21 protein-coding genes are annotated in these 23621 nt (G+C 71.2%); 16 read left to right on the forward strand and 5 right to left on the reverse strand.

Annotation, left to right across the window (positions count from 1 at the left end; translation table 11 throughout):
* Nucleotides 1-33 precede the first annotated feature (33 nt).
* From aroH to der, 5 genes are all read left to right on the forward strand, one after another.
* Nucleotides 34-396 (forward strand): chorismate mutase, encoded by a 363-nt coding sequence (gene aroH / locus B5557_RS35065; protein ID WP_079663241.1) that lies wholly within the window; start codon nt 34-36, stop codon nt 394-396.
* On the forward strand, nt 393-1478 hold the full coding sequence (locus tag B5557_RS35070; RefSeq protein WP_079663242.1) for a prephenate dehydrogenase: 1086 nt from the start codon (nt 393-395) through the stop codon (nt 1476-1478). Before aroH ends, B5557_RS35070 begins: the two co-directional genes overlap by 4 nt.
* 175 nt (nt 1479-1653) lie before the next feature.
* Entirely contained in the window at nt 1654-2340 is a 687-nt protein-coding gene (gene cmk / locus B5557_RS35075) for a (d)CMP kinase (RefSeq protein ID WP_079663243.1), read from the forward strand.
* A gap of 56 nt (nt 2341-2396) precedes the next feature.
* A complete protein-coding gene (locus tag B5557_RS35080) occupies nt 2397-2984 on the forward strand; it encodes a lysophospholipid acyltransferase family protein (protein ID WP_443031372.1) in 588 nt (195 codons plus the stop codon).
* 87 nt (nt 2985-3071) lie between these two features.
* Nucleotides 3072-4556 carry a ribosome biogenesis GTPase Der gene (gene der / locus B5557_RS35085; protein ID WP_079663245.1) on the forward strand — a complete coding sequence of 495 codons (1485 nt, stop codon included), beginning with the start codon at nt 3072-3074 and terminating at the stop codon, nt 4554-4556.
* Nucleotides 4557-4670: 114 nt separating this feature from the next.
* On the opposite strand, the gene B5557_RS35090 is transcribed toward der, so the two are convergent.
* Both B5557_RS35090 and B5557_RS35095 read right to left on the reverse strand, forming a co-directional pair.
* A complete protein-coding gene (locus B5557_RS35090) occupies nt 4671-5078 on the reverse strand; it encodes a hypothetical protein (RefSeq protein WP_079663246.1) in 408 nt (135 codons plus the stop codon).
* 136 nt (nt 5079-5214) lie between these two features.
* Complete coding sequence (locus B5557_RS35095) at nt 5215-5997, reverse strand: hypothetical protein (protein ID WP_079663247.1); 783 nt, start codon at nt 5995-5997, stop codon at nt 5215-5217.
* Nucleotides 5998-6536: 539 nt separating this feature from the next.
* Here B5557_RS35095 and B5557_RS35100 point away from each other — a divergent pair.
* Both B5557_RS35100 and B5557_RS35105 read left to right on the forward strand, forming a co-directional pair.
* Nucleotides 6537-7247 carry a LysM peptidoglycan-binding domain-containing protein gene (locus B5557_RS35100; RefSeq protein WP_079663248.1) on the forward strand — a complete coding sequence of 237 codons (711 nt, stop codon included), beginning with the start codon at nt 6537-6539 and terminating at the stop codon, nt 7245-7247.
* A 437-nt stretch (nt 7248-7684) separates the two neighbouring features.
* Nucleotides 7685-7900, forward strand: coding sequence for an I78 family peptidase inhibitor (locus B5557_RS35105; protein WP_079663249.1), 216 nt, complete (start codon nt 7685-7687; stop codon nt 7898-7900).
* Between the two features lie 142 nt (nt 7901-8042).
* On the opposite strand, the gene B5557_RS35110 is transcribed toward B5557_RS35105, so the two are convergent.
* On the reverse strand, nt 8043-9107 hold the full coding sequence (locus tag B5557_RS35110) for a phosphatase PAP2 family protein (RefSeq protein ID WP_079663250.1): 1065 nt from the start codon (nt 9105-9107) through the stop codon (nt 8043-8045).
* 215 nt (nt 9108-9322) lie between these two features.
* Nucleotides 9323-10489, reverse strand: coding sequence for a mannosyltransferase family protein (locus B5557_RS35115; protein ID WP_079663251.1), 1167 nt, complete (start codon nt 10487-10489; stop codon nt 9323-9325).
* Nucleotides 10490-10827: 338 nt separating this feature from the next.
* Between B5557_RS35115 and B5557_RS35120 the strand changes: the two genes are divergently transcribed.
* Together B5557_RS35120 and B5557_RS35125 are read left to right on the forward strand one after the other, a co-directional pair.
* Nucleotides 10828-12423: an MFS transporter gene (locus B5557_RS35120; RefSeq protein WP_079663252.1), complete on the forward strand. Its 1596-nt coding sequence runs from the start codon at nt 10828-10830 to the stop codon at nt 12421-12423.
* A 118-nt stretch (nt 12424-12541) separates the two neighbouring features.
* Entirely contained in the window at nt 12542-13732 is a 1191-nt protein-coding gene (locus B5557_RS35125; RefSeq protein ID WP_079663253.1) for an acyl-CoA dehydrogenase family protein, read from the forward strand.
* 43 nt (nt 13733-13775) lie between these two features.
* Here the strand turns inward: B5557_RS35125 and B5557_RS35130 are convergent, their stop codons facing one another.
* On the reverse strand, nt 13776-14213 hold the full coding sequence (locus tag B5557_RS35130; protein ID WP_079663254.1) for a cell division protein SepF: 438 nt from the start codon (nt 14211-14213) through the stop codon (nt 13776-13778).
* A 323-nt stretch (nt 14214-14536) separates the two neighbouring features.
* On the opposite strand from B5557_RS35130, the gene B5557_RS35135 reads away from it, so the two are divergent.
* The 7 genes from B5557_RS35135 (at nt 14537) to B5557_RS35165 (ending at nt 23473) form a co-directional block, all read left to right on the forward strand.
* Nucleotides 14537-15745: a DUF5685 family protein gene (locus tag B5557_RS35135; RefSeq protein WP_079663255.1), complete on the forward strand. Its 1209-nt coding sequence runs from the start codon at nt 14537-14539 to the stop codon at nt 15743-15745.
* A gap of 123 nt (nt 15746-15868) precedes the next feature.
* Nucleotides 15869-16468, forward strand: coding sequence for a GTP-binding protein (locus B5557_RS35140; RefSeq protein ID WP_079663256.1), 600 nt, complete (start codon nt 15869-15871; stop codon nt 16466-16468).
* Between the two features lie 475 nt (nt 16469-16943).
* Nucleotides 16944-18695: an FAD/NAD(P)-binding protein gene (locus B5557_RS35145; RefSeq protein WP_079663257.1), complete on the forward strand. Its 1752-nt coding sequence runs from the start codon at nt 16944-16946 to the stop codon at nt 18693-18695.
* Between the two features lie 71 nt (nt 18696-18766).
* Nucleotides 18767-19690 (forward strand): LLM class flavin-dependent oxidoreductase, encoded by a 924-nt coding sequence (locus tag B5557_RS35150; protein WP_079663258.1) that lies wholly within the window; start codon nt 18767-18769, stop codon nt 19688-19690.
* 494 nt (nt 19691-20184) lie between these two features.
* Nucleotides 20185-21093 carry a S1 family peptidase gene (locus tag B5557_RS35155; protein WP_079663259.1) on the forward strand — a complete coding sequence of 303 codons (909 nt, stop codon included), beginning with the start codon at nt 20185-20187 and terminating at the stop codon, nt 21091-21093.
* Nucleotides 21094-21287: 194 nt separating this feature from the next.
* Complete coding sequence (locus B5557_RS35160) at nt 21288-22139, forward strand: slipin family protein (protein ID WP_079663260.1); 852 nt, start codon at nt 21288-21290, stop codon at nt 22137-22139.
* A gap of 251 nt (nt 22140-22390) precedes the next feature.
* Nucleotides 22391-23473: a S1 family peptidase gene (locus B5557_RS35165; RefSeq protein ID WP_079663261.1), complete on the forward strand. Its 1083-nt coding sequence runs from the start codon at nt 22391-22393 to the stop codon at nt 23471-23473.
* Nucleotides 23474-23621: the final 148 nt, after the last annotated feature.

Genomic DNA, 23621 nt, shown 5'->3' on the forward strand with positions numbered 1-23621 from the left:
CCGTACATCAGCACTTCAGCGAGGAGCAGCGCCGTGGCGGTACGAGCGGTCCGGGGAGCCGTCCAACTTCAGCGCGACGAGGCCGGGCACATGGACGAGCAGGTCGCGGCCCTGCTGACCGCCGTCCTGGAGCGGAACTCCCTCAGCGCCGACGACCTGATCAGCATCTGGTTCACGGCCACGCCCGACCTGCACAGCGACTTCCCGGCGGCCGCGGCCCGGGGGCTCGGCATCGTCGACGTGCCGCTGATCTGCGCCCAGGAACTCGACATCGAGGGCGCCATGCCACGGGTCGTCCGCATCCTCGCGCACATCGAGTCCGACCGGCCGCGCGCCGACATCCACCACGTCTACCTCGGTGCCGCGGGCGCCCTGCGCAAGGACATCGCCCAGTGAGGACCGCGCTCGTCCTCGGTACGGGGCTGATCGGCACGTCCGCCGCGCTGGCTCTCGCCCAGCGGGGCGTCGTCGTCCACCTCGCCGACCACGACCCCGAGCAGGCCCGTACGGCCGCCGCGCTCGGCGCCGGCACCGACGAGCAGCCCGAGGGCCCGGTCGACCTCGCGATCGTCGCCGCCCCGCCCGCCCATGTCGCCGGGGTCCTCGCCGACGCGATGCGCCGCGGGGTGGCCCGCGGCTACCTGGACGTGGCCAGCGTCAAGGGCGGGCCGCGCCGTGAGCTGGAGTCGCTCGGCCTCGACCTGTCGGCGTACATCGGCACGCACCCCATGTCGGGGCGGGAGAAGTCCGGACCGCTGGCCGCGACCGGCGACCTCTTCGAGGGCCGGCCCTGGGTGCTGACCCCGACCCGGGACACCGACACCGAGGTGCTGAACCTCGCCCTGGAGCTCGTCTCGCACTGCCGGGCCGTGCCGGTCGTCATGGACGCGGACGCCCACGACCGCGCGGTGGCGCTCGTCTCCCACATGCCCCACCTGGTCTCCAGCATGGTCGCCGCGCGCCTGGAGCACGCCGAGGAGGCCGCCGTACGGCTGTGCGGGCAGGGCATCAGGGACGTCACCCGGATCGCCGCCTCCGAACCCGGGATGTGGATCGACATCCTGTCCGCGAACCCCGGGCCGGTCGCCGACCTGCTCACCGACGTCGCCGCCGACCTGGAGGAGACGGTGCAGGCCCTGCGCGCCCTGCAGTCCTCCGACGACGCCAAGCGCCGCGAGGGCGTCGGCGGCATCGAGGACGTCCTGCGCCGCGGCAACGCGGGCCAGGTCCGGGTCCCCGGCAAGCACGGGGCCGCCCCGCGGGTGTACGAGGTGGTCGCGGTGCTGATCGACGACCAGCCGGGTCAGCTGGCCCGTATCTTCGCGGACGCGGGGCAGGCGGGCGTCAACATCGAGGACGTACGTATCGAGCACGCGACCGGACAGCAGGCGGGCCTGGTGCAGCTGATGGTCGAGCCGAGATCGGCGCCGGTTCTCACGGCGGCGTTGCGGGAGAGGGGCTGGGCGATCCGGCAGTAGGCGCCCGGTGGTGCCGGACCGGCGTCGAGAAGCAGCAGACGGGTCGGCGGCGTCGGGCGGCGTCGGGCGGTGTAAAGAAGCCGCGGCCGGACGAGTGACCCGTGGCCGGTAACCTTGTGCGGGGCACAGTCGCGCCCCGTACCTCCACCGCCTCGCACCAGGAAGGTGTCCCCCCGTGGAAAACGGCGCCGCCCAGCCCGTGATTGTCGCCATCGACGGCCCCTCCGGCACGGGCAAGTCGAGCACGTCCAAGGCCGTGGCCGCCCGGCTCGGGCTGAGCTACCTGGACACCGGCGCTCAGTACCGGGCGATCACGTGGTGGATGGTGACCAACGGGATCGACATCGAGGACCCCACGGCGATCGCCGCCGTCGCCGGCAAGCCCGAGATCGTCTCCGGGACCGACCCGGCCGCCCCGACCATCACGGTCGACGGCACGGACGTGGCCGCGCCCATCCGCACCCAGGAGGTCACCGCCAAGGTCAGCGCGGTGAGCGCCGTACCGGAGGTGCGGGCCCGGATCACCGAGCTGCAGCGCTCGCTGGCGGCCTCCGCCGAGCGCGGGATAGTCGTCGAGGGCCGGGACATCGGTACGACCGTGCTGCCCGACGCCGACCTGAAGATCTTCCTCACCGCCTCGCCGGAGGCCCGCGCCGCCCGCCGCAGCGGCGAGCTGAAGGGCGCGGACGTCCACAGCACCCGTGAGGCGCTGATCCGGCGGGACGCGGCCGACTCCTCCCGCAAGACCTCCCCGCTCGCCAAGGCGGACGACGCCGTCGAGGTGGACACCACCGAGCTGACGCTGACCCAGGTCATCGAGTGCGTGGTCACCCTCGTCGAGGAGAAGCGGGCCGCGAAGTGAGTGAACTGCCCACCGAGAGGGGCGCCGAGATCGGGCGGCGGATCGGCGTCGGCCTGATGTACGGGCTGTGGAAGCCGCGCGTGCTGGGCGCCTGGAAGGTGCCCGCGAGCGGCCCGGTGATCTTCGCGGTCAACCATTCCCATGTCGTCGACGGCCCGATGGTCATCGGCGTGGCGCCCCGGGCGTCGCACTTCCTGGTCAAGAAGGAAGCGTTCGTCGGCCCGCTCGGCCCGTTCATGACCCGCGTCGGCCAGATCAAGGTCGACCGCGACACCACCGACCGCACGGCGATCACCCACGCGCTCGGTGTGCTGGAGAACGGCGGGGTCCTCGGGATCTTCCCCGAGGGCACCCGGGGCGAGGGCGACTTCGCCGCCCTGCGCGCCGGGCTCGCCTACTTCGCCGTCCGCAGCGGCGCGCCGATCGTGCCCGTCGCCGTGCTGGGAAGTTCCGAGCGACGCGGACGGTTGATAAAGGCGCTGCCCCCGCTGCGCTCCCGCGTCGACGTCGTCTTCGGCGACCCGTTCGACGCGGGCGACGGCAGCGGACGGCGTACCCGCAAGGCGCTGGACGAGGCGACCGAACGCATTCAGAAGCAACTGGCCGCCCACCTGGAAAACGCCAGGCGCCTCACCGGGCGCTGAGCGACACTGAATACCGAGTAGTGGATCAACCCGAACGAAACGGGTGCTCCACCGATCACCACGAATGAACGACGAGGTACGGACTTCATGAACGACCACACCCAGCCCGACGGCTCGGACGGCTTCGAGCACGATCACGGGGCGCTCGGCGACGCCGAGTACGCGGAGTTCATGGAGCTCGCCGCGATCGAGGGCTTCGACCTGGAGGACGTCGAGGGGGCGATCGAGGCCGCCGGCCACGGCCCGCTGCCGGTCCTCGCCGTCGTCGGCCGCCCGAATGTCGGCAAGTCGACCCTCGTCAACCGGATCATCGGGCGGCGCGAGGCGGTCGTCGAGGACAAGCCGGGCGTCACCCGCGACCGGGTCACGTACGAGGCCGAGTGGGCGGGCCGTCGCTTCAAGGTCGTCGACACCGGCGGCTGGGAGCAGGACGTCCTCGGCATCGACGCCTCCGTGGCCGCGCAGGCCGAGTACGCGATCGAGGCGGCCGACGCCGTCGTCTTCGTCGTGGACGCCAAGGTCGGCGCCACCGACACCGACGAGGCGGTGGTCCGGCTGCTGCGCAAGGCCGGCAAGCCCGTCGTGCTCGCCGCCAACAAGGTCGACGGTCCGAGCGGCGAGGCCGACGCGGCCTACCTGTGGTCGCTGGGTCTCGGCGAGCCGCACCCCGTCTCCGCGCTGCACGGCCGTGGCACCGGCGACATGCTGGACGCCGTCCTGGAGGCGCTGCCCGAGGCGCCCGAGCAGAGCTTCGGCGCCGCGGTCGGCGGGCCGCGCCGCATCGCGCTCATCGGCCGTCCGAACGTCGGCAAGTCCTCGCTGTTGAACAAGGTGGCGGGCGAGGAGCGGGTCGTCGTCAACGAGATGGCGGGCACCACCCGGGATCCGGTCGACGAGCTGATCGAACTCGGCGGCATCACCTGGAAGTTCGTCGACACGGCGGGCATCCGCAAGCGCGTCCACCTCCAGCAGGGCGCCGACTACTACGCCTCGCTGCGTACCGCGGCCGCCGTCGAGAAGGCCGAGGTGGCGGTCATTCTGATCGACGGCTCCGAGTCCATCTCGGTCCAGGACCAGCGGATCGTCACCATGGCCGTCGACGCGGGCCGCGCGATCGTCATCGCCTACAACAAGTGGGACACCCTCGACGAGGAGCGCCGCTACTACCTGGAGCGCGAGATCGAGACCGAGCTCGGCCAGGTGGCGTGGGCGCCCCGGGTGAACGTCTCGGCGCGCACCGGGCGGCACATGGAGAAGCTGGTCCCGGCGATCGAGACCGCTCTGGCCGGCTGGGAGACCCGCGTCCCGACGGGCCGGCTCAACGCCTTCCTCGGCGAGCTGGTCGCCGCCCACCCGCACCCGATCCGGGGCGGCAAGCAGCCACGCATCCTCTTCGGCACCCAGGCAGGCACCAAGCCGCCGCGGTTCGTGTTCTTCGCCTCCGGCTTCATCGAGGCGGGCTACCGGCGCTTCATCGAGCGCCGGCTGCGTGAGGAGTTCGGCTTCGAGGGGACGCCGATCCATATCTCGGTGCGGGTGCGCGAGAAGCGCGGCGGCAACAAGAAGAAGTAGCGGTGACATGACTGGAGGGCGGCACCCGTGACGGGTGCCGCCCTCCAGCCACGTTCGGACCGCACGGACCCGCAACGGCCCCGAACGGCTCTGGCCGACCCTGGTAGGGCCTGGTCAGAAGGTCCTTCTCGGGGCCGGCGGGAGTGCCGCCGGGACGTGGTGCATCGCGGTGGGCGTGGGCTGCTGGCCGAGCTGCCCGACCCGCTGCCACTGGGACTGCTGCCCGATCCCGTGCCGGGCGCTCTGCGCCCCCGCGCTGTAGGCGCTGTACGAGCTGCTGAACGATCCCGGGCGGGGCGGCGCGTACGAGCCCGTGCTGTGCGGGATGTTCCCGAAGGCGGTGAACCCCAGGTCGTCCTCGCCGCTGCGGTCACCCGGCAGCGAGCGGAACGTCTTGACGTACTCGGAGTAGAGAGCGTCGTAGATCGGCGTGGCCGATGGGCCGCCCTGGGAGTCCTGAGCCGGTCGCGCGGACGGGATCGACTGGTAGGACGGGCGGCGGGGAACGTCGTAGGTGTGCACGTATGTCCAAACGACGCGTGACGTGAAGAGATGCGGTTGTGCGGTGCACCCGAAGGGGTGCGGGGCTGCGGTTCGGACGGCCTCTCAGCCGCCGTGCGTCCGCAGTCCCCGCCCGGTCCCCGCCCCGTGGGCGGACTCAGGTACCGGCGAGAGGAAGAGCCGCTCCCACCAACTGCCCGTTCGCCGCGGCCTTGTCGAGCGCGTCCCGCAGCAGGTCCTCCCTGGGCTGGCGCCCGATCGAGCCGACCGGCGCCGCGAACATCAGCACCTGCTGGTGCTTGTTGGCGGCGGCCCGCCACCCCTCCGTCACCTGCAGCGGCTGGTGCGCCTGCCACCAGGCGACCGGCTGCCCGCCGGTCGCCGAGGGCTGGAGGACGGCGTGCAGCTGCCCCATCGCCAGCAGCACGGACCAGCCGTGCTGCACCGGCGGCACCTCGGTCAGCTCGCTCAGCGGCATGAAACCCTGCTCGATGAGGAGGGGCAGGAAGTCGTCGCCGGCGCCGGTCGTGCCGGGCCGCACGATGGGCGCGGTCGGCTCGACGACCAGGGCGGGGTGCAACTCCCCGGCGATCAGGACGAGTCCGCTGGTCACGCCGAGCACGGCCTGCTCGGGTACGACCTTGTCCGGGTCCAGGTCGACGGTGTCGCCGCTGATGGAGCGGACCGCGCCCTGGAGCTGCTCCTCGGTGACCTGGACGACCTGCGAGGGCAGGCAGGTCGCGTGGGCGAAGGCGAGGACGGCGGTCTCGTCCCCGATGAACAGGACGGTGCTGGTGCGCTCGTTCTCGGAGTCGCCCGGGGTGCGGCAGGACGTGCAGTCGTAACTGCCCGGGGCGTTGTCTCCGGCGAGCAGCCGGTCGGCTTCTTCGTCGCCGATCTCGGCGCGTACCTCGTCGCTGACGTCGAGCATGCGCGGCACGGGTGGCTCCCTCGGATGCGGTGCGTGGGCGAGGCCGGGTGGCTCCGGCTCGTGGTCCGGGTCGATCCCCGGCTCATGAAGAAGACAACGGGAGATCTGTGGCGGGAGTCACGCTGCACGGCGAACGGAATCGAACCATCTTGCACGAGTGGTCACACTGCGTGCGGAATCCATTACTCCATGTCAAGTAACGGAGAGGTTACGGAAGTTGACCCGGTGAACTGACTCACAGTTTGTTCGAGTGTCTGGTCGACAAATCGCGAAATGAGCGAATGAAGTAGGTGGCCTGAATGAGACGCTACCGGCGGTAACTGCCAACTGGCCTGGGAAAACAGGGAGTTGGTTGATAACGGGTCGTCAGGGTCCCTAGATTGCTCCGCCGTGTGCAACGAGCACCGCTCGGGTACGTCCGCCGGCCGCGCAGAGCCAGACAACGCGCAGCGACCGTCGGCGGACGGGACGGAGCGCGACGACCGCGTCCCTGCGCGGCCGATGCGCCCCGGTCAGGGGGAAGCCCGGGTCCGTAGAGAGGGATCTACATGTCCGAATGTGCCGATAACCACTCCCGCAAGTCGTCGCTCAAGACGGCGGTCCTCGCCGGGGCGGTCCTGCTCGCCCCCCTCGGACTGCTGTCCGCGACCGGCAACGCCGCGGCGGCCGACAGCGGGGTGTGGGACCGCATCGCCCAGTGCGAGAGTGGCGGCAACTGGCACATCAACACCGGCAACGGGTACTACGGCGGGCTGCAGTTCTCCGCCTCCACCTGGGCCGCGTACGGCGGAACCGCCTACGCGTCCACCGCCGACAAGGCCGGCAAGGCACAGCAGATCTCCGTCGCGGCCAAGGTGCAGAAGGCACAGGGCTGGGGCGCATGGCCGACGTGTTCGGCGCGCGCCGGAGCGTCCGGCGGCGCTCCGTCCAACGGTTCGTCCTCCGGTACGTCGAGTTCCGCCGAGTCGAGCTCCTCCAGGTCCGGTTCCTCGAAGTCGTCGGGTTCCTCGAAGTCCCACTCCGGCTCCTCGAAGTCAGGTTCGTCGGAGTCGTCGGGTTCCTCGACGGTGGCGGAGCGCTCGACGGGCCAGACCTCGCGCGGTACGTCCCGCGGCGGCTACACCGTCCGCCAGGGCGACACCCTCAGCACCATCGCGGCCCGGCACGGGCTCACCTGGCAGCGGGTCTACGCCGCCAACAAGGCCGTCGTCGGCGGCGACCCCGACCTGATCGTGCCCGGACAGCGCCTCGTGCTCTGACCCTCCCCCCATCGGGATCAGGTGGCCCCATCCGGTTCGACGACCGGATGGGGCCACTACGGCTGTACGGCCGTGCCGCGCGCTGGTCCGGCGCGGCGGCGTCGGGGTACGGAGGCTGTGTGGGGAGGCCGTGTATTTCCTATGAGCGGTCAGCTCCGGGGCCCCGCCCGGAATCGAAATGCGACGGGGTCCGCAGACAGTTCTCCGCGCGCTTTCCACCGGGTTATTCGCGGCGGCAGCACGACACGCGGGAATTGCGTTCGAATACACGCGGAAGGCCTACGGAACCGCCCGTACGTGTGATGGACCGCCGCGCAGGAACTCATGTTCCGTCGGTCGAAACGCGTGTCGTGATCCTGTGACAGAAGTGTGACCGGAGTGATCCACGGCGCCGGTCCGGGGTTCCCGGAGCGCGGCTCGCGGCCTAGCGTGGCGGTATGGCACCGAATCCCACTCCGCCAGCGGAGCCCCAGGACAATCCGGACGGGTACGTCGGCCTCGAGGCCGCACGCGCCGAGCGGCTCGCGCGTGAACGGGGGTGGTCGACGGTGCGTTCGCTGGTGCCCGGCACGATCGTCACCATGGAGTACCGCTTCGGGCGGCTGAACTTCGAGGTGAGCGACGGCCATGTGACCCGCGCCTGGAAGGGCTGAGAGAGGTACGGCGAAGCGCTGGGAGAGGTACGGCGAAGGCCCCGGTTCCTGGCTTGGGAACCGGGGCCTTCGTGCGCGGGACCGGGTTGTGCGTACCGGGGTCCCGCCGTCGTGGGGTGGTGTGGGGTGGTGTTCGCGGAGGTCAGCCGCCCGTCAGGGGGCGGGCGGCCGTCGCCGAGGCCGCCGTGCCGCGCGGGAGGCGGTCGGCGTGCGGGGGGCGGCGGCTGCCGGCCGGGGTGACCGGGGTGCGTTCCGAGCGGGTCGTGTGCGGGCCGGGGGCCAGGTAGACCGGTGCGCGCGGCGAACGCGCCGGAGCGACCGGCTCGTGCGCCGCGGGCGGCTCGTCCGGGACCGTGGTGCGCGGCTTGAGCGGCACGGAGACGGCGACGGGGGCAGCGGCGGGGGTGGGGGCCGCCGGAACCGGCAGGGGAGTCGGGAGCGTGCCCGCGCGGCGCGCACGCCGGCGGTCGCGCAGGGCGAAGATCGAGACCTCGGCGCGGGCGATCAGCGGCTCGCACCAGGGCAGCGCCAGCAGGACCAGCAGGCCCGCGGCCCAGCCCAGCACCACGTCGCTCAGCCAGTGCGTACCGAGGTAGACGGTGGTGAGGCCGACGCCGAGCGAGACCACCGCGGACACGGCGGACAGCCAGCGGCGAGCCCTCGGCGTGGAGGCCAGATACGCCAGGATTCCCCAGGTCACCACGGCGTTGGCGGTGTGGCCGCTGGGGAATATATCGCCGCCCAGGCCCATCTCGTTCGAGCCGATGGTGGTCGCGTAGTGCGGTCCGAGCCGCCCCATGCCGAGCTTCGCGGCGCCGACGGTGATGTTCAGCAGCAGCAGCGAGGCGCCCAGCGTGAGCATCGGGCGCAGGGTGTGCTGACGCCAGGATCTCCAGCCGAGCCAGGCGGCGACCATCACGGCGGTCGGGCCGCGCTGGCCCAGGACCACGTAGTAGTCGAGGAACGCGTGGATCTCCGGCCACTGCTGGTACGGCCGGAAGAACATGACCTGCCAGTCGAGGCGAACCAGCCACGAGGTGATCACCACGAGCCACACGATCGCCAGATAGAACGCCAGGGTCGCGACGAGCAGGGCGACCCGGTGCCTGCTCATCTTCGGCACATCGATGTGGGCCGGTCGTTCCGGCTCACGGTCGAGCCTCGCGAACACCCGGTCCAGACGGGTGAGGTTTTGTTCGGTACGCACCTAAACGACGTTACAGCGAGTGAGCTCGAGACCCGGCCGATTCCGTCGGTTTGTGATGACGATGTGATGTGGGATTGCTCTCAAAGGGGTGTTAATTCCGCTGGAATCACTAATCGCCCGGTCATCGTCCCCGTAATTCCTTTGATCATTCCACGAGAGGGCTTTAGGGAACTCATGAAAGGATTCACCGAAAAGCAGGAGTCCTCTTACTTCTCTTACGGAGGACCCGAGCCGTTCAGCCACCACGCGCCGTACACGGCCGAAGCCGCCGCGACGCACCCCACCACCAGCGCCGACCTGGACGTCCGCAGCCGGGCGAGGGTCAGGGCGAGCGGCAACAGCAGCGGGAAGGCGGGCAGCAGCAGGCGCGGCTTGGAGCCGAAGTAGCTCGACGCGCACAGGGCGAGCGCGAGGACGACACCCGTGTACACCAGCAGCGGGAGCGGCTGACGCTGTCGTACACAGACGACGTACAGCCACAGCAGCAGGGCGACGCCGACGATCAGTCCGAGACCGGCGAGGGCCGACGGGAACGACGTGAACTTGTCGGCGACGAAGCGGGTGAAGGCGTACCCGCCGTCGAAGCCGTTGCGCCAGCCCGCCTGGACGTCGAGGTAGCCGAGCGGGCCCTTTCCGGTGCGGTGGCCGACCCACAGGACGTACCCGGCGGCACCGAGGGGGGCGAGCAGCATGCCGAGGGCGCGGCGGGCGGCGTGCGCGCCCGGTTCGAGCGCCGTGCTGCGGGTTCGCGCGAACGAGACCGCGGCTGAGACCCACACCGCCGCGACCACCGCGAGCCCCACCGGGCGGGTCAGTCCGGACAACGACGCGAGCGCGCCCGCGGTCACCCAGCGGCCGATGAGTACCGCGTACAGCGACCAGGCGGCCAGCGCGGTGAAGAGCGACTCGCTGTACGCCATCGACTGCACGATCCCGACGGGCAGGACGGCCCACACCAGCACCGCGCACACCCCGGCCCGGCGGCCGTACACGTGATCGGCGACCGCGAAGATCCCGGCGGCCGCGGCGAGCGAGGCGAGCAGGGACACGACGAAACCGGCGTCGGCGTACGACAACGGGGTCACCGCGTGCAGAAGACTTTCCAGCCAGGGCAGCAGCGGGAAGAACGCGAGGTTGGAGTGGACGTCGCCGTTCGGGAGGCGGACCTCGTAGCCGTATCCCAGCTCGGCGACCCTCGTGTACCAGAGGGCGTCCCAGCGGGCGGTCAGCAGCGTGTACGCGTTCTTGTCGCGGGCGGCGCTCCACAGGGCGAGGGCCAGCAGACCCAGGGCGCGTACGGCCACGTACCCCAGGAGGGCGGGGGCCGCCCGGCGCAGGGTCGCGGAGCCGGGGGGCGTCACGCGCGTCGCAAGATCGGTCACGGGCTCGATTATCGACGGCGTGCTCGGTGTCGGGGACCGTCGGCGGCCGCCGGGGCGCGCGGGCCGGCGCGAAAAGCGGCGTGGGAAGCGGTGCGGGAAGCGGCGCGAGGAGTGGACCGGAGAGAGGGCGGAGAGGGGACGGAGAGTGGCGTACGCCACATGGTTGGCCATGGAGGGTGAGAGGTCCGCCACGTGGCCGTGGCGCGAACTCGCGTACGCTGCGTTCCACTCGTGTTCGTTTGCGCGGGCCGGAGACCACCGCTCCTCTCCGGCCGAGTCGCGGGGAGTCCCCACCCCGTGAGCCCGCCGGACCGAGGGATCACCTGGGAGGTACGTACATGTCCGGGACGACCACGGCCGCTGCTGCGCTGCGCCGGCGGGCGGCCGGGGCCGGTGCCAACCGCTGGGTCGTCCTGGTGGTGCTGTGCGTCAGCCTGCTCCTGGTCGCCGTCGACGCGACCGTGCTGCACGTGGCGGTGCCCGCCGTCACCGAGGACCTGCGTCCCGACGGCATCGAACTGCTCTGGATCGTCGACACGTATCCGCTGGTCTGCGCCTCGCTGCTGATCCTCTTCGGCACGCTCGGCGACAAGGTCGGCCGCAGACGGATCCTGCTGCTCGGGTACGCCCTGTTCGGCGTCGCCTCCGCGCTGGCGGCGTTCGCCGGGAGTGCGCAGGTGCTGATCCTGGCGCGGGCGCTGCTGGGCGTGGGCGGCGCGATGATCATGCCGGCGACGCTGTCGATCCTGCGGCAGGTGTTCCCGGACCGGCGTGAGCGCGCGCTCGCGATAGGCATCTGGAGCGCGGTGGCGGCGGTGGGCGCGGCGGTGGGTCCGCTGCTCGGCGGCTTCCTGCTCGAACACTTCTGGTGGGGCTCGGTCTTCCTCGTCAATATCCCGTTGATGCTGGTCAGCCTGCCGGTGGGGAGGCTGCTGCTGCCCGAGTCGCGGGGCGCGGGGGACGGCCCGTGGGACGTCGTCGGCGCGCTGACGGCGGCTGCCGGGCTGTTCGCCGTCGTCCTGGGCGTGAAGCGGCTGGGTGCCGGCGAAGTGGGCCCGTTCACCGTGCTGCCGCTGGCGGTGGGCACGATGCTGCTCGTGTGGTTCGTACGACGTCAGCGGCGTCGCGTCCATCCGCTGGTGGACCTGCGGATGTTCGGGCGGCCGGCGTTCAGTACGTCGGTGGGGTGCATCGTGCTGGCGATGCTGGCGCTGGTGGGGCTGGAGCTGATCGCGGCGCAGTACCTGCAGCTGGTGCTGGGACTGTCCCCGCTGGAGACGGGGCTACGGCTGCTGCCGCTGACCTTCGCCGCGATGGCGGCGGGGCTGGCCGGGGCGCGGCTGCTGCGGCAGTTCGGGCCACGGCGGATGGTGTGCGGGGGGTTCGTGCTCACCGCGGTCGCGGTGCTGACGCTCACCGCGATGGGCGGGTCGGACAACGCGGGGCTGCTGCTGGCCGGGTTCGTGCTGCTGGGCTTCGGGCTGGAGACGACGCTGTTCGCGGCGTACGAGTCGATGCTGAGCGAGGCTCCGTCGGAGCAGGCGGGCGGCGCGGCGGCGATCGGGGAGACGTCGTACCAGTTGGGGGCGGGGATCGGGATCGCGCTGCTCGGAAGCGTGATGAACGCGGCGTATTCGCCCGGGTTGGCGTCGGTGCCCGGGGTGCCGGCTTCCGCGTCGGCTGCGGCCGGGCATTCGCTGGGCGAGGCGTATGAGGTCGCCGCGCAGTTGGGCGGGCCGGCCGGGGGTGCGCTGCGGCGGGTCGCGAGGGACAGCTTTGTGCACGGGCTGCATGTCACGTTGTGGGTGAGCGCGGGGTTGTTGTTGCTGGGGGCTGTGATGGCGTTGCGGTTGCCGCGGGTCATGCAGTGCGAGGTCCCCGCGGTGGAGCTGCCCAAGCCCAGGGAAGTCGCGGAGTCCCGCGTCTCGGTGTAGCAGGTCCGTGGGTGGTTCCCGCTGGTGGGTGCGGGGTGGGGTGGACTTGTGGGGGGCTGGGTCGTAACGTCTCGGGGGATGGTGTGACTAGCGGTGCTAGTTTTTCGGAGGCTTTCTCATGTCCGCGTCCTCGACGTTGCCGCCCTTCGACCCCGCCGACCCGCTCGGGATCGACGATCTGCTGGAGCCGGAGGATCTCGCGGTCCGTGACACCGTGCGGCGCTGGGCGGCGGACCGGGTGCTGCCCCATGTCGCCGAGTGGTACGAGCACGGGGAGCTGCCGGTCATCCGGGAGCTCGCACGCGAGCTCGGCGGGATCGGGGCGCTCGGGATGTCGCTCAGCGGGTACGGATGCGCGGGCGCCAGCGCCGTGCAGTACGGCCTCGCCTGTCTCGAACTCGAAGCCGCCGACTCCGGCATCCGGTCCCTTGTGTCCGTGCAGGGGTCCCTCGCCATGTACGCCGTCCACCGGTTCGGCTCCGAGGCGCAGAAGCAGCAGTGGCTGCCCCGTATGGCCGCCGGCGAGGTCATCGGGTGCTTCGGGCTCACCGAACCCGATCACGGATCCGACCCCGCCGGCATGCGGACGTACGCCAAGCGCGACGGTGGGGACTGGGTGCTCAGCGGGCGCAAGATGTGGATCACCAACGGGTCCGTCGCCGGCGTCGCCGTCGTGTGGGCGCAGACCGAGGAAGGGATCCGCGGGTTCGTCGTGCCCACCGACGCCCCCGGGTTCGCCGCCCCCGAGATCAAGCACAAGTGGTCCCTGCGGGCCAGTGTGACCAGCGAACTCGTCCTCGACGACGTACGGCTGCCCGCCGACGCCGTCCTGCCGGAGGTCACCGGGCTGCGCGGCCCGCTCAGCTGTCTGTCCCACGCGCGCTACGGGATCGTCTGGGGCGCGATGGGTGCGGCGCGGTCGTGTTTCGAGACCGCCGTCGAGTACGCGCGGACCCGGGAGCAGTTCGGGCGGCCCATCGGGGGGTTCCAGCTCACCCAGGCCAAGCTCGCCGACATGGCGGTCGAGCTGCACAAGGGGATTCTGCTCGCCCATCATCTGGGGCGGCGTATGGACGCCGGCCGCCTGCGTCCCGAGCAGGTCAGCTTCGGCAAGCTCAACAACGTACGGGAGGCGATCGAGATCTGCCGGACCGCCCGTACCATCCTCGGCGCCAACGGGATCTCGCTCGAATACCCCGTCATGCGGCACGCCACCAACCTCGAGTCGGTGCTCACCTACGAGGGCACCGTCGAGATGCACCAGCTCGTGCTGGGCAAGGCGCTCACCGGACTCGACGCCTTCCGCTGACCCGACCCCAGGGGCCGGGGCAGGGCCGGTGAGCGGCCCTGCCTCAGCTCTGGTTGAAGAAGCCGTCCGTCCGGCGCCCGGCCGGATCGCCGTTCACGATCTCCGTGTTGGACGGGGTCAGCAGGAACACCCGGGTGGAGACCCGCTCGATCGAACCCCGCAGGCCGAAGATCAGCCCGGCCGCGAAGTCGACGACACGCTTGGCGTCGCCGGGCTCCATGGCCGTGAGGTTCATGATGACCGGCACACCCTCGCGGAACAGCTCACCGATCGCCCGCGCGTCCCGGAAACTGTCCGGGGTGACGGTGCCGATCCGGCGGCCCTTCTCCTCGGCCGTGTCCGTGGCCACCTTCACACGGGGGTCGGTGACCCAGGCGTCCCCGGAGTCGGTCCCCTCGGAATAGTCGTCGTCGTAGTAACGCTCGTCATCGTTGTCGTCGACGAGGCCAAGCCAGGCACTCGCCTTGCGCACCGATCCCATGGACGCCTCCTCTCACAGCGGTCTTTCTGCTTTCCGCATTCCCCATGGTCGTCCATGATGCGGATGTCGCGCCAAGTGGATAGACGCCGCGCGGGGGGTTTGTGACGGTACTGGTGCACAGCGAATCCGTCGAGAGCCCGCGTCTCCCAAGGGTCGTACCGCATACGGCTGCTGACTGTGAGTGAAATATGATTCTTCGTGGCGGATGGGTGACGCACGGTGCGTCCGGGTGAACCGAGTGCCCCCGATCCGACATGACAATCGGTCGATGGCATGCCGATAGCATGCGGCAGCTCAATGTCTCAAAGACGACGGGGGTTGTCGTGTTCGGAATTGTGAGGCCGTGCAGTCACCGGCTCGGAGAGAGCCTCAAGGCCCAGTGGATGGCGCACCTGTGCGGGCTCTGTCTCGCACTGCGCGGCGATCACGGACAGTTCGCGCGGGTGGTCACCAACTACGACGGTCTGCTCATATCGGTCCTGACGGAGGCTCAGGCCGAGCGGGTCACCAGCGGTGGGTGGCGGCGGACGGCGGGACCGTGTCCGCTGCGCGGGATGCGCACCGCGTCCGTCGCGCAGGGTGAGGGCGCCCGGCTCGCGGCCGCCGTCTCGCTGGTGCTCGCCTCGGCCAAGGTGCGCGACCATGTCGCCGACGGGGACGGGCTGCTGGCGCGGCGGCCGGTCGCCGTCGCCGCGCGCCGGGTCGCCGCGAGCTGGGGGCGGGCCGGGGAACGCGGCGGGGCCGCCGTAGGGTTCGACACTGCCGTCCTCGTCGACGCGGTGGACCGGCAGGTCGGCATCGAGGCGCTCGCCGGGCCGGGCACCTCGCTGCTGGCCGTCACCGAGCCCACCGAGACCGCCACCGCCGCCGCGTTCGCGCACACCGCGGTCCTGGCGGGCCGGCCGGGCAACGCCGCGCCGCTCGCCGAGGCCGGCCGTCTCTTCGGACGGCTGGCGCATCTGCTGGACGCCGTCGAGGACCGGACGGCGGATGCGGCGGCCGGCGCCTGGAACCCGCTGACGGCCACGGCCACCCCGCTCCCCGAGGCCCGCCGGCTCGCCGACGACGCCCTGCACGGCATCCGGCTCGCCCTGCGCGACGTGGAGTTCACCGACGGCAGGCTGGCGCATCTGCTGCTCGCGCACGAGCTGGGACGGTCGGTGGACCGGGCGTTCGGCACCTCCTCCTGCGGGCATGCGCACGGCCCGCAGGGAGCCTTCGGGCCGCCCACCGGCCCGTACGCCCCCCAGGGGCCGGTGGATCCGAACGCCCCCGGCAACCCCTACGGCCCTTCCCACGGCAACCCCTTCGGCGGTGAGCCGCCGCGCCCCGACAAGCGGGGCTTCTGGGCCGGATGCGCGGTCGCGCTAGGCCTGTGCTGCACCTGCAAGGTGTGCTGCGCCGACGAGTTCGAGGGACCGTGGTCGCGGAAGAAGCACGACGGATGGTGCCGCGACGGCTGCGACTGCGACTGCGGCTGCTGTGAGGCGTGCGAATGCTGTGAGTGCTGTGCCTGCGACTGCTCGTGCTGACGTGGCGTCACGTCTCGTGTGCGGGTGCTCATCGTCCGTCGCGTACGCCGTCACGGTGAGCGGTGAGCACCCCCGGGACGTATCTCCCGCCAAGGACGCGGACGCTCGAAAGGACCAGGGACCATGCCCGGGCGCTCTGACAAGACCGTTCCGCTCGCCGTGAAGATCGTGGTGAGCGGCGGCCTCGGGGTCGGCAAGACCACCTTCATCGGGGCCGTCTCCGAGATCGAGCCGCTCGACACCGAAGCGGCGATGACCCAGGTGTCGGTGGGTGTCGACTCGCTCGAGGGCGTGGAGTCCAAGACGACGACCACCGTCGCGCTGGACTTCGGGCGGATCAGACTCGATCCGACCATCGCGCTGTATCTGTTCGGGACGCCCGGACAGGACCGCTTCTCGTTCCTGTGGGACGACCTGGTGGAGGGCGCGCTGGGAACGGTCGTCCTCGCGGACACCCGGCGCATCGAGGAGTGTTTCCCCGCGCTCGACTACTTCGAGGCCCACGGCGCGCCGTTCGTCCTCGCGGTGAACCGCTTCGACGGGGCCGAACGGTTCGAACTGGAGGAGGTGCGGGAGGCGTTGGAGCTCGGTGCGGACGTTCCCGTGCTGGAGTGCGACGCGCGGGAGCGGGGGTCCGTGCGGGATGTGCTGGGCGCGTTGATGGATCGGGTGATCGGGTCGCGGGCCGCGCCCCGGTGTCGGGCTGTGGTGACGCGAGGATGAGGGGAGGGTGAGGCGGGAGTGGCGCGTGGGTGAAGGCGGAACTGGCGAGGCGGGAACGCGAAGAGGCGCCCGGAAACCGGGCGCGCAGTGGGTCAGCTCAACAGGAACAGGACCACACGCGACCGAAGTCGATGTGGGAGCGGGTGACCAGCCACTGCTGCGGATGCATGGGCCAAGTGGAACAGGTCTCCGGTTACCCGTCAACTGAGCTGAGACGTATGGCTCACAGTTCGGACAGCCTTGACAGTGAGGGGAAACACCCCCGTACTCTCGCTGTACGGCCCTGCTGAGGGGCTCGGCCGTATCTCCTGCCGTGTGGTGAAGGCACCCACCCGTGTCACGGAGCCTTCGCATGCCTTCCGAGCCCCCTGCCATACCTCCGACCCGACCCCCGGCGACTCACCCGACCGACCCGACTCATCCGTCTCACCCGAGTCACCCGACTCGCTCGAATCCCCCGACGCGGCGGTCTCTCGTGATCGTCGGGGCCGGGCCGCGGGGGACCGGTCTCATCGAGCGGATCGCCGCCAACGCGCCCGAGCTGTACGCCGGTCACGCCGGGTCGGGCCTCGACATCCATCTCGTCGACCCGCATCCGCCGGGCGCCGGACGGATCTGGCGGGCGGCCCAGTCGCCGCTGCTGTGGATGAACTCGCACGCCGAGGACGTCACCATGTTCACCGACGAGACGGTGGAGATGGCCGGGCCCGTGCGGCCCGGACCCACGCTGCACGAGTGGGCCGGCCTCGACGGGCGCACCTTCGCCGACCGGCAGATCCAGGGTTCCTATCTGCGCTGGGTGCACGAACAGGCCGTCGCCGCCCTGCCCCCGTCCGTCGCCGTCCATCACCACCCACGGCGCGCCCTGCGGGTGAGCGGGTCCCGCGAGGGGGGCCAGCAGGTGTGGCTGGAAGGCCGCCCCAGACCCCTGCTCGCCGACCTCGTCGTCCTCACCCTCGGCCATCTCGACGCCGAACTCGACGAGGAACAGCGCGCGTTGGCGGCATACGCGCGCGAGCACGATCTCGTCCATCTCCCGCCCGACTTCACCGCCGACAGCGACCTGTCCGCACTCCGGCCGGGCGAACCCGTCCTGGTGCGCGGCTTCGGGCTCGCCTTCGTCGACCTGATGGTGCTGCTCACCGAGGGACGCGGCGGACGCTACGAGGGGGACACATACGTGCCGTCGGGTCGGGAGCCGGTGCTGTACGCCGGCTCGCGGCGCGGAGTGCCGTACCACTCGAAGATCGGCTACGACTGGACGGGGGAGCGGCCGCCGCTGCCCCGGTTCCTGGGGCCCGCCGAGATCGACGGGCTGCTCGCGCGGCCCGGCGGGTTCGACTTCCGGCGGGACGTGTGGCCGCTGGTGGAGAAGGAGCTGGGCTTCGCCCACTACCACCGGCTGTTCACCATGCACATCGAACGGACCGCGATGGCCTGGACCGACTTCGAGGAGAAGTACGCGGCCGCGTCCGAGGGGGCCGAGCGCCAGGCGCTGGTGGCGTCCGCCGTGCCCGACCCGCGGGACCGCCTCGACCTGGCCGCGCTCGACCGGCCGTTGGAGGCGGTGACGTACGGGACCTTCGAGGAATTCCAGGAGGGGCTGCGCGGATACGTCGAGGATGACCTCGCTCGCCGTCACGATGCCGCGTACAGCCCCGACCTGGCCGTGTTCCTCGGGTTGTTGTCCGTCTACGGGCAACTGGTCCGGCTCGGCGACATCGGGTCCTGGTGGCACGGGTTCTTCAGCTACCTCGCCTCCGGGCCGCCCGGACCCCGGCTGCGGCAGCTGCTCGCGCTGTCCCGGGCGGGGGTGCTGAAGTTCGTCGGCGCCGACATGGCCGTACGCGCCGAGGACGGGGTGTTCAGGGCGTCCGGGGCGACCGTGCCCGGTTTCTCGGTCGAGGCGCGGGCGCTGGTGGAGGCCCGGCTGCCCGAGCCGACGCTCCGGCGCGCCCTCGACCCGCTGCTGCGCGCCCTGCACACCGACGGCGCCGCCGAGACCGCGGACGGGCTGCTGCGGGTGGACCGTGCCGACGGGCGGGTCCTGGACCGGGCGGGCCGGCCGCACCCACGGCGTTTCGCGCTCGGGCCGCACACCGACGGTCGTACGCCGGGAGCCTTCACCCGGCCGCGCACGGGCGGTCCCGCGTTCCGGCAGAACGACGCCACCGCGCGGGCCGTCCTGGTGTTCCTGCGGGACCTGGGCGCCGACGCCGTCGGGTGAACCGGTCCCGTTCGGTCGACTCAGGTTCGTTTCGAAGCGCCCCACCCAAGCGTCACAGAAAGGGTTCTCCCATGACCTCATCGTCGACCTCATCGCGCGGCCGGGGCCTGCTGCACCTGGCCGCCGCGGTCGACCTGCCCGGGGTGCACGACATCGGCCCCCACGTCGAGCTGGCGCGGCTCGCCGAGCGCGGCGGGCTCGACTTCGTGACGCTGGACGACAGTTTCGCCCGGCCCGGCCCGGACGCGTCGGCCGTCCTCGCCCAGGCGGCGCCCGCCACGCACCGGGTCGGACTGGTGCCCACGCTGACCACCACCCACACCGAGCCCTTCGACATCCAGGCGACCATCGCCACCCTCGACCGGGTCAGCCGGGGCCGGGCCGGCTGGCGGATCGACGTGTCGACGACCCAGGCCGGTGAAGTCGCCGACGCGGTCGCGAAGTCGTGGGGCAGCTGGGAGGACGACGCCGAGACAGGGGAGGTGCCGAACCCGGTGCGCGTCGTCGACGCCACCGAGGGACACGCGCGGTCCACCGCCGCCCGCCACGCCGACGTGGCCCTCGTGCGCGCGACGAGCTCCGCGCAGGCCCGGGCGGTCCGCGACCAACTGCGGTCCGACGCGGCCGGGTTCGGGCGTGACCCGGACTCCCTGCGGGTCCTGGCGAGCCTGCTGATCGACCTCGGCGACGGCGAGCACGCCGCCGAACCCGGTCACGGCGGAGGCGGCCCCCGGCCGACCGCGCGGGGCCCGCTCTACCGCGGCGGCCCGGTCGACCTCGCCGACCTGATCGCCTCCTGGCACCAGGACGGCACCGTCGACGGCTTCCACCTCACCCCCGTCGAACCGCGCCGCGACCTGGAGCGCCTGGTCAACGGCACGGTGGGGCTGCTGCAACACCGTGGCCTGTTCCGCACCTTCTACCCGGGCAGCACGCTCCGCGAGCACCTGGGGCTGACCCGGCCCGCCCACCAGTACGTGGGAGGAGCGCCATGAGGTCGGGCCGCCGCCCGAGATCGTCCCGGCGCCGGTCCCGCCCGGAGAGCTATCCGGACGGTCGACTTCCGGACATCCGGCGCCGTGCGCCCCGGCGCACCCGACGCGGACGGATGCACGAGGGTGGGCGTCCACCTTCTGTACTGCCTCCGTGCGCCTTGCCGTCGCATTGGGCTGTGCCGCCCCGTCGTCGGGGAACACCTGTGACGTGGTGGTCGAGGCAGGAGAGCGCAACCACGGTCTGAGCTGGGGCAAGAGGGGCTGTAAGAGGCCTGCGGGAGGGCGGCGAGTGGACTCAACTCACGTGGCTCGTTCAAGGGCTGACGGCCGAAAGGCGCCCTTGCGCCGACCGGCCGTTCGGCCGAATACTCCCCCTCAGCGCTTGTCAGGGTCACGGCGTGTCCGGAATCCGGACGAATGTCGGTCCTGGCTGCGCCTCACGGGCCCCGACCCCACACGACGGGCCCCCGACTTCCCCTGGGAGGGAACGAAACGTGAGGATCAAGCGCACCACCCCCACCACCCCCACGAGCGGCATCTCGAGACGGATCCGGCTGACCGCCGTAGCGACCGGACTCGTGGCCGCGGCCGCCATCGCGATCCCCAACGCGAACGCGGCCGACACCGCCACCTTCAGCACCGCGCAGCTCAAGAGCGCCGGCACCTCGGTGCTCAACGCGGACGTCCCCGGCACCGCCTGGGCCGTCGACAGCAAGACCAACCGGCTCGTGGTCACCGTCGACAGCACGGTGTCGCAGGCCGAGATCGCGAAGATCAAGGAGCGGGCGGGCAGCAACGCCGGCGCGCTCACGATCAAGCACACCCCGGGCCAGTTCAAGAAGCTGATCACCGGCGGCGACGCCATCTACGGCGGCGGCTACCGCTGCTCGCTCGGCTTCAACGTGCACAGCGGGAGCACCTACTACTTCCTGACCGCCGGCCACTGCGGTGAGGTCGCCTCCACCTGGTACTCCAACTCGGGCCAGAGCTCGACGCTGGGCACGAACGTCAGCTACAGCTTCCCGACCAACGACTTCGCCCTGGTGCGGTACACCAACTCGTCGGTGGCCCACCCGAGCTCGGTCGGCAGCCAGACGATCTCCAGCGCGGCCACCCCGAGCGTCGGCACCACGGTCTACCGCCGCGGTTCCACGACGGGCACCCACAGCGGCCGGGTCACCGCCCTGAACGCCACCGTCAACTACGGCGGCGGCGACGTCGTCTACGGCATGATCCAGACCACGGTCTGCGCCGAGGGCGGCGACAGCGGCGGCCCGCTGTACGCGGGCAGCGTGGCCTACGGTCTGACCTCCGGCGGCAGCGGCAACTGCAGCTCCGGCGGCACGACCTTCTTCCAGCCGGTCACCGAGGCGCTGAGCTACTACGGCGTGAGCGTCGGCTGACGGTCCCGGCCGGCGCGTCTGCCGAGTTCCACTCGTTCCATGAGCTTCGCGATTGAGGGGCGAGCCCTCGTACGCAACCGGCGTGCGGGGGCTCGCTCTTGTCCGTGGGGCGGAGTTACCGTCGGAGTACAGGCAGTGATGCGGAGTGCTGCGCGGAGTGCTGCACCGAGTGCTGCGGACCCTTGGGGGCCGGCATGGTCGAGGAACTGGTGGCGGCGGGAGTCGCGCTCGTGTCCGCCGGAGCGGTGTACGTGATGGCGGCGGCGCGGGTCGTCAAGCAGTACGAGCGGGGCGTGGTCTTCCGGCTCGGGAAGCTGCGGCCCGAGGTGCGCGGACCCGGGCTCACCCTGATCGTTCCGGGCGTCGACCGGCTCCGGAAGGTCAACATGCAGATCATCACGATGCCGGTGCCGGGGCAGGAGGGCATCACCCGGGACAACGTCACCGTGCGGGTGGACGCCGTCGTCTACTTCAAGGTGACCTCGCCGGCCGAGGCGGTCGTACGGGTGGAGGACTACCGCTTCGCGGTCTCCCAGATGGCCCAGACCTCCCTTCGGTCCATCATCGGCAAGAGCGAGCTGGACGATCTGCTCGCCGACCGCGAAAAGCTCAACCAGGGACTGGAGTTGATGATCGACAGCCCGGCGGTGGAGTGGGGCGTGACCATCGACCGGGTCGAGATCAAGGACGTCTCCCTGCCCGAGACGATGAAGCGGTCCATGGCCCGGCAGGCCGAGGCCGACCGTGAGCGGCGGGCCCGGGTCATCAACGCCGACGCCGAACTCCAGGCGTCGAAGAAGCTCGCCGAGGCCGCCAAGGAGATGTCCGAGCAGCCGGCCGCCCTCCAGCTGAGGCTGTTGCAGACGGTGGTGGCGGTGGCCGCCGAGAAGAACTCGACGCTGGTACTGCCGTTCCCGGTGGAGTTGCTGCGGTTCCTGGAACGGGCCCAACAGCCGCTGCCCGCGCCGCCCGCACCGGGGACGCCCGCGACGGAGAGGCCCGCATCCGGGTCGGCCGCACCGGAGATGAAATCCGGTCAGGACTAGACCTCGGCCATCCGCGCATGATTACTCGCACGTAGCATTTGCAGTGCGAATCCTCAACCCTCCTGTTGGCCCTTCTGTGGCACCGGGGTGGTGAAGGCGCGAAGGGCGCGCGGTGCTCACCCTGTGCGCGTCCCGAAGGCGACCTTGTGTGCTCCCTGTGCCGTTCGGAAGAGTGGGCGCCCGCCAACCAGCCTTCCGGCCCGGCGTGGTCCCCACAACCGTCCGGGCCGACCCCCACAGGAGGACGCGAGTTGAAGCACCGACGTATACCCAGGCGGCGGGCGGTCATGGCGGGAGCGGGTGTCGCCGCGCTCGTCGTGGCGGGAGTCAGCTTCCAGACTGCGAACGCCGGCGAACCTGCGAAGACACCGCAGCCCGCCACCCTCTCGGTCCTCGCGGCCGGAAAGCTCGCCTCGACGCTCGGCGAGGCCCTCGGCGTCGACGCGGCGGGCGCGTACTACGACGACCAGAGCAAGAGCCTCGTGGTGAACGTCCTCGACGAGAGCGCCGCGAAGACCGTCGAGGCGGCCGGCGCCGAGGCCAGACTCGTCGAGAACTCACTCGCCGAACTGACCGGAGCCCGTACGACGCTCAAGGCGGACGCGACCGTCCCGGGCACCGCCGTGGTGACCGACCCGACCGCCAACAAGGTCGTCGTGACAGCCGACCGCACCGTCTCCGACGCCGCGTGGGCCAAGCTCACCAAGGTCGTCGACGGGCTCGGCAAGGTGGCCGAACTCCAGCGCACCAAGGGGGAGTTCAAACCCTTCATCGCCGGCGGCGACGCCATCACCGGCGGCAGCGGGCGCTGCTCGCTCGGCTTCAACGTGGTCAAGGGAGGCGAGCCGTACTTCCTGACCGCAGGGCACTGCACCGCCGCCATCTCCACCTGGTCGGACTCCTCCGGCGCGCAGCTCGGCGCCAACGAGGTCTCCAGCTTCCCGGGCAACGACTACGGCCTGGTCAAGTACACCGCCGACGTCGACCACCCGAGCGAGGTCGACCTCTACAACGGCTCGGCCCAGCGGATCACCGGCGCCGCCGGGGCCACCGTCGGCATGAAGGTCACCCGCAGCGGTTCGACCACCCACGTCCACTCGGGCACGGTCACCGGACTGGACGCCACGGTGAACTACGGCAACGGCGACATCGTCAACGGTCTGATCCAGACCGACGTCTGTGCCGAGCCCGGCGACAGCGGTGGCTCGCTCTTCTCGGGCAGCAGCGCCATCGGTCTGACCTCGGGCGGCAGCGGCGACTGCGCCTCCGGCGGAGAGACGTTCTTCCAACCGGTGACCGAGGCTCTGTCGGCGACCGGCACACAGATCGGCTGACGCCCCACTCACCCCGTTCGGCGATCGCTGCGCCCCGGTGGAGGCGGTCGGCGTTTGCGCAGGTGAGAGGGGTTCGAACGGTTGTCGTACAGATGTTCGAGAATTGGTCTATGGTGGGGGTGAGGGATTTAAGGAACTGATGTTCGAG

This window comes from Streptomyces sp. 3214.6 (genome assembly GCF_900129855.1).
Taxonomy (GTDB): Bacteria; Actinomycetota; Actinomycetes; order Streptomycetales; family Streptomycetaceae; genus Streptomyces; species Streptomyces soliscabiei.

Coding starts and splice junctions, on each gene's coding strand:
- B5557_RS35080 (WP_443031372.1), top strand. CDS start 2,397: ATGTACGGGCTGTGGAAGCCGCGCGTGCTGGGCGCCTGGAAGGTGCCC.
- der (WP_079663245.1), top strand. CDS start 3,072: ATGAACGACCACACCCAGCCCGACGGCTCGGACGGCTTCGAGCACGAT.
- B5557_RS35100 (WP_079663248.1), top strand. CDS start 6,537: ATGTCCGAATGTGCCGATAACCACTCCCGCAAGTCGTCGCTCAAGACG.
- B5557_RS35105 (WP_079663249.1), top strand. CDS start 7,685: ATGGCACCGAATCCCACTCCGCCAGCGGAGCCCCAGGACAATCCGGAC.
- B5557_RS35120 (WP_079663252.1), top strand. CDS start 10,828: ATGTCCGGGACGACCACGGCCGCTGCTGCGCTGCGCCGGCGGGCGGCC.
- B5557_RS35125 (WP_079663253.1), top strand. CDS start 12,542: ATGTCCGCGTCCTCGACGTTGCCGCCCTTCGACCCCGCCGACCCGCTC.
- B5557_RS35130 (WP_079663254.1), bottom strand. CDS start 14,213: ATGGGATCGGTGCGCAAGGCGAGTGCCTGGCTTGGCCTCGTCGACGAC.
- B5557_RS35140 (WP_079663256.1), top strand. CDS start 15,869: ATGCCCGGGCGCTCTGACAAGACCGTTCCGCTCGCCGTGAAGATCGTG.
- B5557_RS35150 (WP_079663258.1), top strand. CDS start 18,767: ATGACCTCATCGTCGACCTCATCGCGCGGCCGGGGCCTGCTGCACCTG.
- B5557_RS35160 (WP_079663260.1), top strand. CDS start 21,288: ATGGTCGAGGAACTGGTGGCGGCGGGAGTCGCGCTCGTGTCCGCCGGA.